Raw genomic sequence first — 14,119 nt, 5'->3', positions numbered from 1 at the left:
AGGCCCAATTGCCCGCCGGCAGCGGCGTGTGGGCCCCTATAACAGACTGATATATAAGCCTGTTTAGGCGTTCAACCGGTATCCGCCCGGTTCGGTGACCAGCAGCGTCGCGCTCGAAGGGTCCGCTTCGATCTTCTGACGCAACCGGTAGATGTGCGTTTCCAGTGTATGGGTGGTCACACCGGCGTTGTAACCCCACACTTCGGACAGCAGAACGTCGCGTTGGACCACCTTGTTACCGATCCGGCAGAGGTACTTGAGGATCGCGGTTTCTTTCTCGGTGAGGCGCACCTTGGCTTTTTTATCGCCGTCGAGCAGAAGCATCTTGGCCGCCGGGCGAAAACTGTAGGGGCCGATCGCAAAGGTTGCATCCTCGCTTTGTTCGTGTTGGCGCAGTTGCGCCCGGATGCGGGCTAGCAGGATCCCGAGCCGAAACGGCTTGGTGACATAGTCGTTGGCGCCGGAGTCCAGGCCCAGAATCTGGTCGGAATCGCTGTCTGCTCCTGTCAGCATGATGATCGGGACAGTGACGTTTTCGCGCCGCATCAAGCGGCAGACCTCGCGCCCGTCGATGTCAGGCAGCCCGACATCCAGGAGAATCATGTCGAAGGTCTCGGATTTTGCCTTCTCGATTGCGTCGTGACCGGTGCCGCTGGGAATGACGTCGAACTCTTCGTGGAGGGTCAATTGTTCGGCGAGGGCATCGCGCAGGGGCTCGTCATCGTCTACGAGAAGGATGCGCTTGCTCACCGTCATATGTTTAATCCCTGCAGAAGAACGTGTTTCCTGTAATTCTAACATTCCCAATCCCTCCAAAAAATGGGCGGTCTCTGGGACTTAGGGGTTCGCGCGGGCCGGTTCCAGGATTCCCGCCCCGCTACACGACTTGTTTACTCGGATCGAATGCCCGATCTATGGGCGGGTTTTTCGCGACGTCACCGGCCCCTCTCACCGCGTTGTAGAATGCGTCGCCACCGGAGGCGATACAGCTTGGATACAAAACGCCCCTCAGCACGTGCCCACCGCGCGGTTATCCGCGCGATTGCGGAACTGCGCCGGGGATGCCCCGTTGTCATCCGACAGGGCGGCCAGGCTCTGGCGATCGTCGCGACGGAATTCGCCGGAGACGGGCTTATGGCGTTGCGCGACATCGGCTTGGTCCCGGACCGCCTAGCGATTACCGACCAGCGGGCCTCGGTGTTAAATATTGCCCCGACCGGCTACTCGGCGGTCATATTGAGGCTGTCGCCCCACCTCGACATCGCGAGCCTGCGTAGCATCGCCGATCCTACGAGCGACCTCGACCATCCGTTACGGGGGCCCTTCCGGGTCGATCCGTCGCCGCCGGGCCCGGCAGACGCCGCCCTCACCCTGTGCAAACGCGCGCGCCTGTTGCCAGCGGCCGTCCTAGCGCCTTTGCCGAAGGATATGGACCCGGCAACTTGGGCGAACGACTACGATCTTTTGGTGGCCGACGCCGATGCTATCGCCGCATTTGAACTTGTCGCGGCCCAGACATTGACGCCGATCTCGCGCGCCCAAGTCCCGCTCGCAGAGTCCGAATCGACTCGCATCGTTGCCTTTCGACCCGCCGATTCCGGGATCGAACACGTCGCGATCGTTGTTGGAACGCCCCATACCGACGATCCGGTTCTCGTGCGGCTGCATTCGGAGTGCTTTACCGGCGATCTGCTGGCCAGCTTGCGCTGCGACTGCGGCGATCAACTTCGGGGATCGATTCGCCTGATGCACGAGGCCGGTGCCGGTGTCTTGCTTTATCTCGCCCAAGAGGGCCGCGGGATCGGGCTAATCAATAAACTGCGCGCCTATGCGTTGCAGGACCAAGGGTACGACACGATGGAGGCCAATCGCCGGCTCGGGTTCGAAGACGACGAGCGGATCTTCCAACCGGCGGCAGAAATGCTGCGCCATTTAGGCTTCAAACGGATTCGTCTGCTGACCAACAATCCCGACAAGGTTCAGGGGCTCGCGCGTCTCGGGATCGATGTGGTCGAGCGCGTGGCGCACGCGTTCCCGCCCAATAACCACAACCGTCGCTACCTCGAGACCAAGGCTCAACATGGGCACCGGTTGTAGGGTGCCGGACGTTCCGGTCCGACCTCGTTAAGAGCCTGTAAACCCTAACAATTTCCGCCCGGCAAATCTGACGGTCGAGCCGTGGCAGTTTGTGCCTCGGCCGGCCGTTCGCGCCGCCGCGCCGCGCCCAACATCGGCGGAAAACGGCGCTTCAGGATGGCGCGGAGATTGCTTGGGTGGGTTCAGTCATGAGCCTCACACCCTCCATTTCCGATCCCACCATCGATCCCGCCGCGCGGTTTTCCGATTTCGCTTCGGATTCCGCTCGCCCTCCTAAGGACCAGGGTGGATTTTGGGGCGAGGACGGGATGCGTTTCGGCGACCTTCTCGACACGATCAATCCGCTCCAGCACATCCCTGGTGTCTCAACGGTCTACCGTGCGCTGACCGGAGACACCATCAGCCCAGCGTCGCGCATCGCTGGCGGTGGCCTCTTCGGTGGGCCGATCGGGTTTCTGTCCGGACTTTTCAATACCGTTGTCGAGGGCGCGACCGGCCGCGATGTCGGCGGCCACATGCTGGCGATGTTGCCGGGGCGCAACCCGCCTGCCGACAGTGTGCAGATCGCCTCGGCAAATCCGTCATCGGGCAACCAAAGCGCCGACACGATTGCCGCTATTGCCGCTGCGAATGAACCGGGAGCACGGGCTGCGCCGATCGCGACCCCCGACGACACGACCAAGGGCGGTGGAAATCTAGGGGCGCTCGCCGCGCTCGCGCGCGATTTGCGGGCGGTACCGCCGGAAGGTGCGATGCCGGCTTCGGCCAACGCCGATGCGCTTGCCGCATTACGCGGCGATCTCGCCGCCGCGCGGGGAAAGCCGCGCAACGAGGTCGCTGCGGTAACCCAGGCGCATTCGGTTCGTGGCGCGCAGCCCAATCTATTCACAGCCGCGTTGCCGCCGCCGTCCTCGACGGATTCCGGTCCGACACGGCCCGACGGCAGGAAACCCGGCGAGTACTCGGCGGCTGAGCTTGCGAGTATTTTCCGGTCCTACCAACGGGCCGCCGAGGCGGCCGGGCCAATACAAGATGTGCGTAGTCCGCGTGTGGAGGATTAGACTTGGTCGTGACCGTTTCAATACCGGCTTCCGAGCCGGCGCCCGCCCCGATTTTCCTGCCCGCGTTGGTCCGTAGTATGGCCCATTCCAACATTATGTCGGTTCGACCGCCCGGCACCTTGAAGTGGCGCGGGCGGACCTATCGTTGCGCGGTCGGTGCGGCCGGTATCGCGGCGACCAAGCGCGAGGGCGACCATGCATCGCCGCTTGGATGCTTTGCGCTGCGCCGTGTTCTTTTCCGTGCCGATCGCCTTGCGGAACCGGTCACCGGGCTACCTGTCGCGCCGCTCGCGGAGGATACCGGGTGGTGCGACGCCCCTGGCGACGGCGCCTACAATCAGCAAATTTCGCTCCCTTATCCCAGCAGCGCCGAGCGGTTGTGGCGCACAGATTCGCTGTACGATGTAATTGTCGTTCTTGGACACAACGATTCGCCGGTGGTGCCAGGGTGCGGTAGCGCTATCTTCCTTCATGTTGCCGCGCCTGATTACGGACCGACCGAAGGGTGCGTCGCCTTGGCCCGCGCGGATCTGCTCGACGTGCTGGCCGAATGCGACGTGCAGACTCAGATTTGCATAATGGCGTAGTACGCCCGAACGACTATGCCGGCCGCGTGCCGAAGATCGCGGTACCGACCCGCACGTCGGTAGCGCCAAATTCAATGGCAACTTCAAAATCGGCGCTCATGCCCATCGAGAGCCGCGCAAGACCGTGCCGCGCGGCGAGGTCCGCGAGCAACGCGAAGTGCGGTGCGGGTTCCTCGTCCTGGGGCGGGATACACATCAACCCTGTAACGGTGAGCCCGAAGGTTTCGCGGCACTGATCGATGAGGGCCGGCGCCTCGGTCGGTGCAATTCCGCCTTTTTGGGGTTCCTCGCCGGTGTTCACCTGGATCAAGCACTCGATCGAGCGTCCCGTGCGCGCACATTCCTCGGCGATCATGCGGGCAAGTTTGGGTCGATCTACCGTCTGAATGACGTCGAACAGTGCCACCGCCTCGCGCACCTTGTTAGTTTGCAACGGTCCGATGAGATGTAGCGCAAGGTCGGGATGGGCGGCCCGCAGCGGCGGCCACTTACTTGCGGCTTCTTGCACCCGGTTTTCGCCGAACAGGCGCTGACCGGCCACGATTACCGGCGCGATAGAGGGCGCGTCGTGGGTTTTGCTCACCGCGATCAAGCGGACATCCCGTGGCGGGCGACCGGCGGCCGTTGCCGCGCTAGCAATACGCGAAAGGACGCTTTGCAGCCGGGCCGCAATTTTGTCGCTCGCGGGCTCAGCCGTGGCGGAGGGGGGAGGGGTCACGCTATGGTCTTTCGCTATGCCAACGACCCTAACAGAGCACGCCGACCGCCTCAATTTGCGCTGCGCCCAGCGCAACGATTTGCCTGCGGTGATCCTGGTAACCGATGGCCAACGACTTGCCGATCCAGTTGCAGCCTTGGGCAAACTGCGCCCAGGCGATGCGGTCCTATTGCGCCACTACGATGCCCCGCATCGCGTTGAATTGGCCCGCGCGCTGGCCGTCGCCTGCCGAGCCCGACGGATTCGTTTGATTGTCGGGGGGGATTCCCGGCTCGCGCGGGCGGTCGGCGCCCAAGGCATACATGTTCCGCAAGGGCTCGTGACCCGCGCGAGCGGTCTTCGTCACAACGGCTTCCTCGTCACGGCGGCGGCCCACGATTGGGCCGGCTTGATCGGCGCATATCGGGCGGGCGTAGATGCGATTCTTCTCTCACCCGTGTTTGCGACGGCGAGCCATCCCGGCGCGCCACATTTAGGCGTCCACCGGTTCGCGGCGTGGGTTCGCCGCAGTCCGGTGCCGGTCTATGCGTTGGGGGGCGTTACAGCCACGACAGCCGGGCGGCTAACCGGAAGCGGCGCGGTCGGAATCGCCGCGGTCGGTGCCTTCACGTCCTGACGGCGGGGGCAGCGAGTGCCGATAGGCAGCGCACAAAAAGAAAGGGCGGACCGAAGTCCGCCCTTTCCCATCTCGTAAGTCGGCTGACTTAGAAGCTGACTTCGGTGATGAGCAGAATTTCCGTCGCATCGTTCTGAGCGGCAACGGCGTTTGCGTCGTCTTCCCACTCCCAGATGTGAACGGCGAGACCGGCGCTGACGCCCGGGCCCAAGGTCCGCTTCGCACCAACACCCCAGACCGTCACTTGGTCCTCGGTGGTGGCGGTCACTTCGGTGTCTTCCTGGGCGTACTCGATGCCGAGGAGCCACGGACCCGTTGCGTAGGTGCCGGAAACCTTCCAGCTCACACGCTCGGTGTCACGAATGGTGCTCACGTCGCCCGGCGAGGAGTCGTCCTCGTTCTTGTACTGGGCGCCAAACGACCAACCCATCATGGAGACCTTCAGGCCGGCGTTCCACTCTTTGAGGTCGTTGCTGTTGGCGGCTTCAGCGGAAGCCGTCGAGTAAGCGGCAGACGCGCTGACCGAAGCATCGCCCAGCTTGCCGTTCCAGTTGGCACCGAGATCGATGAACTGGTCGACTGCACCGGCATCGTTCTCAGTCGTGGTACCGGCGCCGAAGCGACCGATGTTTTCGTTGTTGTCCGGCGTGTAGGAAATGCCGAGCTGGAAACCACCGAACTTCGGCGTGTAATACGTGACTTTCGTCGCGTCGGACGACCGCGGCACGAGCAGGATGAACCCGCCGGAACCGGTCGGCGCCGTTGCCAACTGAATGGTCTGCACGCCAACGATCGACACACCGAAGACGAACGGCGCAAGCGTGTTCATCTTGTTGTGAGCACCGTCGCGATCGCCCATTTCGATGCGGCCCCAGACGTCCTGGTTTTCGAGCCAGATGTAGTGCTCGTCGATGGTATCACCACCGCCGGCGCCACCGGTTTCCTGGAGCTCGAGGTCCGCCGAAACGCCGACTTCGATGCCGTTGTCGAGGGTCGTCGACCCACGGAAGGTGATGAGACCGTCGGTGCCGATCCCGTGGCTACGGGTGTTCGCAGCGCCCTGGCCGGTACCGTCGTCCTGATTGACGAAACCGCCAACCACACGATAGTTGCCCGACAGACCCAATGAGATCTTGTCTGCGGCATTTGCGGCTTGCGCCGACAGGAGACCAACGGCGATGAGCGCCGAGGTTCCAATAAGTGCCTTTTTCATTAACTACCTCTCTCAGAGACGCCCGACGGTTATGCCCGTCAGCCGCGATTGTTGTCGTTACGTACTTGGACCGCGGCATTAGACCCAAACTCGTTCGGCGAGACAAGCATTTGAAGTGAATGCGTGTGTCTTTATTCGCTCAGTGTTGTAGTTGAGACACAATGTCGAAATATCGTTTGGGTTAGCGGACTTGTCGGTGAGAAGCCAGATGTCGATTGAAGACGAGCTCGCCCGCCATTAGGGTGCAGGTGCCGGCAAGGTGTTATTTAGGGTTGTAATCTTCGATTAGCAGGTTCCACGCAATGGTCACACGCGCGCCTTTACCGACGAACGGGTGCACCATGTGGCGCAGCCAACTTGGAAATACCACCATCATCCCAGGAACGGGGTCGATCATCACCGGTTGTCCGTAGGGCGTCTCCGGCACCGGCAGCATTTCCACTGCGGTGCGCGGGTCGATCAGTTCCAAGCGGCCCGACGTCGCCACGTTCGGATCCGGTTTGCCGGTCTCGATGTAGTAGACGCCCGACCACATGCAGCCTGGATGGGTGTGGAGCCGGTGATACCCACCGTTGCGCAAGACGTTCGCCCACGCCGATATTTTGCCCGACGCCGCGAAGGCATTCGTGTCTTTGCCCGTGGTCGGCAGCATGACGGTAGCGACGGCGTCCACGATCCAATCGCGCAGTTGTCCGATTTCCGCTTCCGGCCAGGCCATCACGTCCTCGCGCGAATGCCATCCGGCGACGACGCTCTTACCGATGCCGGGGTCCTGTTTTTGCCGCGCACGAATGATCTCCCCAAGGCGCGGATTTAGGGCGTCCGCCTCCGGGTAAATCTTTTGCAAGACCGGGGTCGGCCACAGCAGCCGAATACCGCCATCGAGTTCAACCTTGATTTTCATGTCCGGGTTCCGAATTTCTTTGCCGGCGCTGTTCCTTTGGCGGCGCCAGATGCCATATTGATGCCATATTGAGGGTTCGGTACTAGCATAGTTCCGCCCAAGGTTCCGCCCGATCGGCGGGGTCGTACCAATGAAGGGACCAACATTGTGACGCGATTCGGACGATACCTCGGACCGGTTTTTCTTGGCGTCGCGATATTGAGCGTCGCGGCCTGCGGCAACGTCCGGCCGGACAACACCTCCGAGGAGTATGTCGACGTTTCGCCAGGCGTTTCGGCCCCTAAAAGTGTCGCCCGCGCGAGTACCGGCGGACGACTCACAGGCGAGGACGGCCTTACCTTCGGCGGCAACCGCGACGACGAGGGCCAAGGCGGCGGCGGGATTGGCGTCAACAGCTTCCTGTGGCGCGCCTCGCTGGATACCATTTCCTTCATGCCGCTGGCCTCCGCCGATCCCTTTGGCGGCGTCATCATCACCGATTGGTTCAGCCCCCCGGAAACCCCGAACGAGCGGTTCAAGATGACCGTTTATATCCTCGACACGCGACTGCGAGCCGACGGGATTCGGGTTGCGTTGTTCAAGCAACAGCGGAGCGGCGCCCAAGGCTGGGACGATATCCGCCCGGCCGCGGACACCGCGCCGACCCTGGAAAACGCGATCCTGACGCGGGCCCGGGAATTGCGCATCAATTCGACCTTCGGCAGCCGATGACGGCTGCGCCACGGGTCGTTTTCGAGCGTGGCGACAGCGTCCCGGATTTCCAGCTTCCGGACGTTGGGGGTAACCCGACCGGCCTGAGTATCCATTCGCGCGGCAACCCGATGGTGTTCGCCTTTTGCGACGGGCGCGACGACGCGGTGCTGGCGCCGTTCGTTGCCGCGCTGGGACGTCTCAAAAAGGCCGACGTCTTCATCGTTACCCGGCTGTCCTGTGCGGACAATGGCGCCCTGGCGGTACGGCTGAACATCCCCGTCGGCGTCCTTGCCGATCCCAAGGGAACTGTCAGCGACGTTTACTGCCATGCCGGCGACCGCGCAGTGCCGACGTTGACGATCTATGTTCTCGACCGCCGTCTGCGCGTAGCCGCTGTGTCGCGAACCGACGATCCCACGGTCGCGGTGGAAGCGGTTGTAACCGCCGTCGACAGCGTTGCCCGCCAACCGTCCCCGGTTGCCGTACCGCGACCGGCGCCGATCTTGACCGTACCGGAAGTTTTCGACGCAGCGTTGTGCAGCGATCTCATGCACATGTGGCGGACCGAAGGGAACTTCGCCAGCGGCTCATTCAACCCGCGCGCCAATCGCGACGACGGGGTCGAAAGCCAAACCTCGAAGGCGCGGCGCGACCATATCGTCGATGACAAAGACCTGCGCGCGCGCATTGCCAATCTGATCGGCCGCCGCGTCGCGCCCGAGGTTGCCAAGGCCTTCGACTTCCAGGTCGTCGGTACGACCGAGCTCAAGGTCGCGCGCTACGGGGCCGACACGGGTGGGTATTTTCGCGCCCACCGCGACAACAACGCACCGGCGATCGCATTTCGCCGCTTCGCAATGTCGTTGTTGCTCAACGAACCGGACGAATACACCGGCGGCGGATTGCGCTTCGCCGAGTTCGGGCCCGAGGAGTACAAGCCAAGAGCCGGCGAAGCGCTGGTCTTCAGTTGCTCGTTATTGCACGAGGTGATGCCCGTGCTTGAGGGAGAACGCTTCGTCCTTTTGTGCTTCTTTTTTGGCGAACGCGAACGGCAAAAGCTCCAGCAAGGGAAGCGCAAATAGCCTCATCTGCGGGCCGGCGCGCCCGGGCCCGTTGTGAGTTTGCGGCGGGTGGGTTATTCAGGCGGCGGCACAATCAACGCCCTTAAGGCAGATGAGTACACAGGACATCGAGCGCTACAACGCCAAGGAAGCCGAGATTCGTTGGCAGAAGGTGTGGGCCGACCGCAAGGTTTTCGAATCCACCGTCGATTCGACGAGGCCCAAGTACTATGTGCTCGAGATGTTCCCCTATCCGTCGGGCCGGATTCACATGGGGCATGTACGCAACTACACGCTTGGCGACGTGGTTGCTCGTTACAAGCGTGCCCGCGGATTCAACGTATTGCATCCGATGGGGTGGGACGCCTTCGGCCTACCTGCCGAGAACGCCGCGCGGGACATGGGCGTGCACCCCGCGAAATGGACCTACGACAATATCGATGCGATGCGCGCCGAGTTGAAAAGCATGGGGCTGTCGCTCGATTGGTCTCGCGAAATCGCCACCTGTCATCCCGGTTACTACCGCCACCAGCAGCAGCTCTTCCTCGAGATGCTGGAGGCCGGACTGGTGTACCGACGTAAGTCCGTCGTCAACTGGGATCCTGTCGATCACACCGTGTTGGCCAACGAGCAAGTTATCGACGGCCGGGGATGGCGTTCGGGCGCATTGGTCGAGAAGCGCGAGCTCAGCCAGTGGTTCTTCAAGATCACGGAATTCAACGACGATCTGTTGGCATCGTTAAAGACGCTGGAGCGGTGGCCCGAGCGCGTCCGGTTGATGCAGGAAAATTGGATCGGTCGCTCCGAGGGAGTCCGGCTCACATTCGCCCTAAAAGAGAGCAAAGAGACTCTCGAGGTCTACACAACCCGTCACGACACGTTATTCGGCGCGACCTTCTGCGCCTTGGCGCCGAGTCATCCTCTGGCCAAGCGCGTCGCCGAGGGCAACGCCGATGCGGCCACGTTCATCGCCGAATGCAACCGGATGGGCACTAGCGAAGCCGAGATCGAACGCGTCGAGAAGAAGGGGTTCGACACCGGTCTCAAGGCGCTGCATCCGTTCGACGGGCGCGAACTGCCGATATTTATCGCCAATTTCGTGTTGATGGAATACGGCACCGGCGCGATTTTCGGGTGCCCGGCCCACGATCAGCGCGACCTCGATTTCGCCCGCAAACTAGGGCTCGACGTTATCCCTGTTGTCGCCCCCAAAGGAGCGGACCCAACGACCTTTACGGTGGGCGACGAAGCCTTCGTCGATGACGGGCTGTTGATCAACTCCGACTTCCTCGACGGGCTGACCGTGCCGGCGGCCAAGACGGAGATGGCGAAGCGCCTCGCCGATCTCGGGTGTGGCGTTACAACGGTCAACTTCCGTTTGCGCGATTGGGGCGTCTCGCGGCAGCGTTACTGGGGGTGCCCGGTGCCTGTGATCCATTGCGAAGCGTGCGGGATCGTGCCGGTGCCAATTGCGACGCTACCCGTCGTGCTGCCCGACGATGTCACCTTCGACAAGCCGGGTAACCCGCTCGATCATCATCCGACATGGAAGAACACGACCTGTCCGAAATGCGGCGCGGCGGCGCGACGCGAAACCGACACCCTCGATACGTTCGTCGATTCGTCGTGGTACTTCGCGCGTTTTTGTTCGGCCCGCGCCGATATCCCGGTCGAAAGGAATGCGGTCGACTACTGGCTCCCGGTCGATCAATACATCGGCGGAATTGAACACGCGATTTTGCATCTTCTGTATTCGCGATTCTTTGTCCGTGCGATGCGCCGCTGCGGTCACGTGGCGATGGATGAGCCCTTCGCCGGTTTATTCACCCAAGGCATGGTGTGCCACGAAACCTATAAAAGTGCGGCGGGCAAATGGCTCTATCCGGAAGACGTCGTTTTTCATCCGGATGGCAGCGCAACCAAGGGCGACGACGGTACGCCGGTCACGATCGGGCGGTCCGAATCGATGTCGAAGTCCAAGAAAAATGTCGTCGATCCCGGCTCGATCATCGATCAGTACGGTGCGGACACGGCGCGGTGGTTCATGCTGTCCGACAGCCCGCCGGAGCGCGACCTCGAATGGACTGAATCCGGCGTCCAGGGCGCTTGGCGGTTCACCAATCGGCTATGGCGGTTGATCCTCTCTTCGGTCGCCGAACTCGAGGCGGAAACCGGGAGCGATGGTGCGCAGGACGCGGCAACGGTGGCGCTGCGCCGCGTAGTGCACAAGACCATCCTCGCTGTGAGCGACGACCTCGAGGCGCTGCGGTTCAATCGTGCGGTGGCGCGGATCTATGAATTGGCCAATACACTTGGCGACGCGAAAGGGTCGGTCGGGTCCGGACCGTTGCGTGAAGGTCTTGAGGCGTTGGTCCAGTTGGTCGCACCGATGATGCCGCATCTGGCGGAGGAACTATGGCAAAGGCTCGGCCATACTTCTTTGTTGGCCGAGGAAGCCTGGCCCGAGGCCGACCTGGCGTTGGCGACCGATGACAGCGTGACGATCGCGGTTCAGGTGTCGGGGAAATTGCGCGGCACATTGGAGGTGGCAAAGGGGACTGATCGCGCGTCTCTCGAGTCAGCTGCGCTCGCGCTCGACAATGTTGTACGGGCGATGGACGGGAAGACGGCGCGCAAAGTGATCGTCGTACCCGACAAGATTGTGAATATTGTTGTCTAGGTTCGCCGCAGCGGTCGTGATGTGCGGGCTCCTACTCGGCGGCTGCGGATTTCAACCGCTGTACGGCGAACGAGCCGGCGGGGAACAAGTGCGGCAGGCGTTCGGTGGCATTGCCGTTGTACCCATTGACGATCGGGTCGGCCAACTCGTCCACAATCAACTTATTGATTCGTTGACGCCGCGGGGCGTCCCGCAGGCCCCGGTGTACGAGCTCACCGTCACGCTCGAGCAAACCAAAGAAGGCGTTGCGTTTCAGCGCGACGAACAGGCAACGCGTTTCAACGTCGCGTTAGAGGCGACGTTTGTGTTACGGGAGATCGCGACAGGCGCGGTGGTGACGAGCGGCCAGACGCGCTCCGTCGCTGCCTTCAACATCGTGCGTTCCGAGTTCGCCAACATCACGGCCGAGGCCGACGCTTTGCGCCGCGCGGCACGACAAGTCGCCGACAGTATTGCCCTGCGGCTCGGCGTACACTTCAACGCGACAGATACCTAGGCCAGGCGCACCGTGAAAGTGTCCGCCCGCGAAGCCGATGTTTTTCTCCGCAAGCGGCCCGGTAATGTGGTTGCCGTGTTGTTGTATGGACCGGATAGCGGCTTGGTCCGCGAACGCGGGCGCGCCCTTGTCCGCAGCGTGCTCGGCGATGCCGACGATCCGTTTCGATTTTTGGAAATTGAAGCTGGAAAGATTGCGGATGATCCGGCACGGATTGTCGACGAATCTGCTTCTATGAGTTTGACCGGCGAAAGCCGCGTGGTGCTGGTTCGTCAAGCCGATGAAAGCGTGGTGAAGGCCTTCGAACCGATTTTGGAACTCGACCGCAGCGAGGCTTTTTTTGTTGTCGAGGCCGGGGACCTCGGGCCCCGGTCGGGCCTCCGCAAGGTATTCGAGAAAGCGAAGGGCGCGGCGGCAGTACCTTGCTATGTCGACGATGCGGAATCGGTGACCCAATTGATTCGGCAGTCGGTCAAATCGGCCGGTTTACAAATCGAACCCGCGGCGATCGATGATTTGGCGAGCCGGTTGGGCGGCGACCGAATGGTGACCCGCGGCGAGGTCGAAAAACTGATTCTGTTCAAGGGCGACGGCGGCGGGACAATCAGCGTGGCCGATGTCGAACAGTCGGTGGGAGATGTTGGAGCCGTCTCGACTGACGATGTCGCCATGGCCACGGCGAGTGGCAATGCCGTCCGGTTAGACGATGCGCTTCAACGGGCCTACCGAGAGGGCGTCGCGCCTGTGGCGATCATTCGCGCGGTGGGTCGGCATTTCCAACGGCTGATGCTGGCGGCGGCGGATTATCAGACCGGCACACCGCCGAAGACGGCGATGACCCGATTGCGACCACCGGTTTTTTTCAAACAGCAAAATGAGTTTTCGGCGCAGCTTCAACGCTGGTCGCCATCCCACCTTGGGCGCGCCCTTCAGATTGTTACGGAAGCGGAACTAAATTGCAAAACCACCGGATTTCCTGATGCCGCTCTCCTTGAACGTGCCCTAATTCGGATCGCCGCTGCCGCTCGAACTCCTGGATGAGGGCGGCGCCAACCCCGCCGTCCTTATTGTTGCGAAACCGTAACGACTAATCCGGGGTACCGTTCGATCCCTGGGGATGGTGCAGAAGTCGGCGGCAAATCTCGTCAAGCTGATCGAGGGTGCTGTAGGCGATCTTGAGGGTCCCACCCTTTTTCTCGCCCTTGAATCCGACGCTCACGTGGAGCCCTAAAGCGCTCGACAGATCCCGCTCCAGAGCCAGCGTATCGGCGTCCTTGGCCGGTACCGCTGCCGTAGCCCGCCGTTTCTTCGGGGACTGAGCTTCGGCCTCGCGGACGTTGAGTCCGCCGGCCACGATGCGCTTGGCGGCAGCCACCGGATTTGGATCGTTCAAGAGGGCCCGGCCATGACCGGCGGTCAACAACCCGGTGTGCAACATTTCCCGCACTTCCATCGGGAGGTTCATTAGCCGCAGGGTGTTGGCGATGTGGCTGCGGCTGCGCCCGATCAGCTTGGAAACCTGTTCCTGGGTATGGGCGAATTCATCGATCAGGCGCTGGTAACCTTGGGCCTCTTCGATCGGCGTCAGGTCCTCTCGTTGGACGTTCTCGATCAGCGCGACTTCGAGCGCTTCGGCGTCGTTGAAATCCTTGACGACGACCGGAACCTTGGTGAGGCGCGCCTGTTGCGCGGCGCGCCAACGCCGCTCGCCGGCGATGATTTCATAGCGATCGCCGGTGTCGCCGTGGCGCCGGACCAGGATCGGCTGCAGGATTCCGTGCTCACGCACAGAGGCCACCAGTTCGCGCAAGTTCTCCTCGTCAAACCTGTGACGCGGTTGGAACGGGCTTGGCATCAGGAACTCGATCGGCAGGTCGCGCGGGGCGGCCTTGACCTGGTCGAGCGCGGCATAGTCCTCGCGGTCGTCGCCGAGAAGCGCCGAGAGACCCCGGCCCAGCCCCTTGCGCGGTGCGTCGTCAGCCATCGTGCCCTC

Annotated in this window: 14 protein-coding genes; 9 read left to right on the top strand and 5 right to left on the bottom strand. The window is 62.3% G+C overall.

Annotated elements, in window-relative coordinates; translation table 11 throughout:
* Positions 1-63: 63 nt before the first annotated feature.
* Positions 64-756, bottom strand: a complete 693-nt coding sequence (locus RID42_04385; protein MEQ8246899.1) for a response regulator transcription factor — start codon at positions 754-756, stop codon at positions 64-66.
* 234 nt (positions 757-990) lie between these two features.
* Between RID42_04385 and ribA the strand changes: the two genes are divergently transcribed.
* The 3 genes from ribA to RID42_04370 all read left to right on the top strand — a co-directional run bounded on the left by ribA (position 991) and on the right by RID42_04370 (position 3,745).
* Positions 991-2,097 carry a GTP cyclohydrolase II gene (gene ribA / locus RID42_04380; protein MEQ8246898.1) on the top strand — a complete coding sequence of 369 codons (1,107 nt, stop codon included), beginning with the start codon at positions 991-993 and terminating at the stop codon, positions 2,095-2,097.
* Positions 2,098-2,285: 188 nt separating this feature from the next.
* The gene (locus RID42_04375) at positions 2,286-3,158 is read left to right on the top strand and encodes a hypothetical protein (GenBank protein MEQ8246897.1); all 873 of its coding nucleotides are present in this window, start codon (positions 2,286-2,288) and stop codon (positions 3,156-3,158) included.
* A 77-nt stretch (positions 3,159-3,235) separates the two neighbouring features.
* Positions 3,236-3,745, top strand: coding sequence for a L,D-transpeptidase family protein (locus tag RID42_04370; GenBank protein ID MEQ8246896.1), 510 nt, complete (start codon positions 3,236-3,238; stop codon positions 3,743-3,745).
* A gap of 13 nt (positions 3,746-3,758) precedes the next feature.
* On the opposite strand, the gene RID42_04365 is transcribed toward RID42_04370, so the two are convergent.
* The gene (locus RID42_04365) at positions 3,759-4,463 is read right to left on the bottom strand and encodes a YggS family pyridoxal phosphate-dependent enzyme (protein ID MEQ8246895.1); all 705 of its coding nucleotides are present in this window, start codon (positions 4,461-4,463) and stop codon (positions 3,759-3,761) included.
* Between the two features lie 16 nt (positions 4,464-4,479).
* Here RID42_04365 and RID42_04360 point away from each other — a divergent pair, with 16 nt between their 5' ends.
* On the top strand, positions 4,480-5,079 hold the full coding sequence (locus RID42_04360; protein MEQ8246894.1) for a thiamine phosphate synthase: 600 nt from the start codon (positions 4,480-4,482) through the stop codon (positions 5,077-5,079).
* Between the two features lie 88 nt (positions 5,080-5,167).
* On the opposite strand, the gene RID42_04355 is transcribed toward RID42_04360, so the two are convergent.
* Together RID42_04355 and RID42_04350 are read right to left on the bottom strand one after the other, a co-directional pair.
* The gene (locus tag RID42_04355; protein ID MEQ8246893.1) at positions 5,168-6,292 is read right to left on the bottom strand and encodes a porin; all 1,125 of its coding nucleotides are present in this window, start codon (positions 6,290-6,292) and stop codon (positions 5,168-5,170) included.
* 262 nt (positions 6,293-6,554) lie between these two features.
* On the bottom strand, positions 6,555-7,196 hold the full coding sequence (locus RID42_04350; GenBank protein ID MEQ8246892.1) for a TIGR02466 family protein: 642 nt from the start codon (positions 7,194-7,196) through the stop codon (positions 6,555-6,557).
* Between the two features lie 147 nt (positions 7,197-7,343).
* Between RID42_04350 and RID42_04345 the strand changes: the two genes are divergently transcribed.
* The 5 genes from RID42_04345 to holA all read left to right on the top strand — a co-directional run bounded on the left by RID42_04345 (position 7,344) and on the right by holA (position 13,167).
* The gene (locus RID42_04345; protein MEQ8246891.1) at positions 7,344-7,907 is read left to right on the top strand and encodes a DUF3576 domain-containing protein; all 564 of its coding nucleotides are present in this window, start codon (positions 7,344-7,346) and stop codon (positions 7,905-7,907) included.
* The gene (locus RID42_04340) at positions 7,904-8,971 is read left to right on the top strand and encodes a 2OG-Fe(II) oxygenase (protein ID MEQ8246890.1); all 1,068 of its coding nucleotides are present in this window, start codon (positions 7,904-7,906) and stop codon (positions 8,969-8,971) included. Before RID42_04345 ends, RID42_04340 begins: the two co-directional genes overlap by 4 nt.
* Positions 8,972-9,062: 91 nt before the next feature.
* The gene (gene leuS, locus RID42_04335) at positions 9,063-11,630 is read left to right on the top strand and encodes a leucine--tRNA ligase (GenBank protein ID MEQ8246889.1); all 2,568 of its coding nucleotides are present in this window, start codon (positions 9,063-9,065) and stop codon (positions 11,628-11,630) included.
* The gene (lptE, locus tag RID42_04330) at positions 11,620-12,126 is read left to right on the top strand and encodes an LPS assembly lipoprotein LptE (protein ID MEQ8246888.1); all 507 of its coding nucleotides are present in this window, start codon (positions 11,620-11,622) and stop codon (positions 12,124-12,126) included. The genes leuS and lptE overlap by 11 nt, the downstream gene beginning before the upstream one ends.
* Before the next feature lie 12 nt (positions 12,127-12,138).
* Positions 12,139-13,167 (top strand): DNA polymerase III subunit delta, encoded by a 1,029-nt coding sequence (gene holA / locus RID42_04325; GenBank protein ID MEQ8246887.1) that lies wholly within the window; start codon positions 12,139-12,141, stop codon positions 13,165-13,167.
* Between the two features lie 46 nt (positions 13,168-13,213).
* Here the strand turns inward: holA and RID42_04320 are convergent, their stop codons facing one another.
* The gene (locus RID42_04320) at positions 13,214-14,110 is read right to left on the bottom strand and encodes a ParB/RepB/Spo0J family partition protein (GenBank protein MEQ8246886.1); all 897 of its coding nucleotides are present in this window, start codon (positions 14,108-14,110) and stop codon (positions 13,214-13,216) included.
* Between the last annotated feature and the right edge of the window lie 9 nt (positions 14,111-14,119).

The organism is Alphaproteobacteria bacterium (assembly GCA_040216735.1).
Lineage (GTDB): Bacteria > Pseudomonadota > Alphaproteobacteria > SHVP01 > SHVP01 > CALJDF01.
Note: the sequence above shows the minus strand (reverse complement) of the source record. Positions and strands in the feature narration are given on the sequence as shown.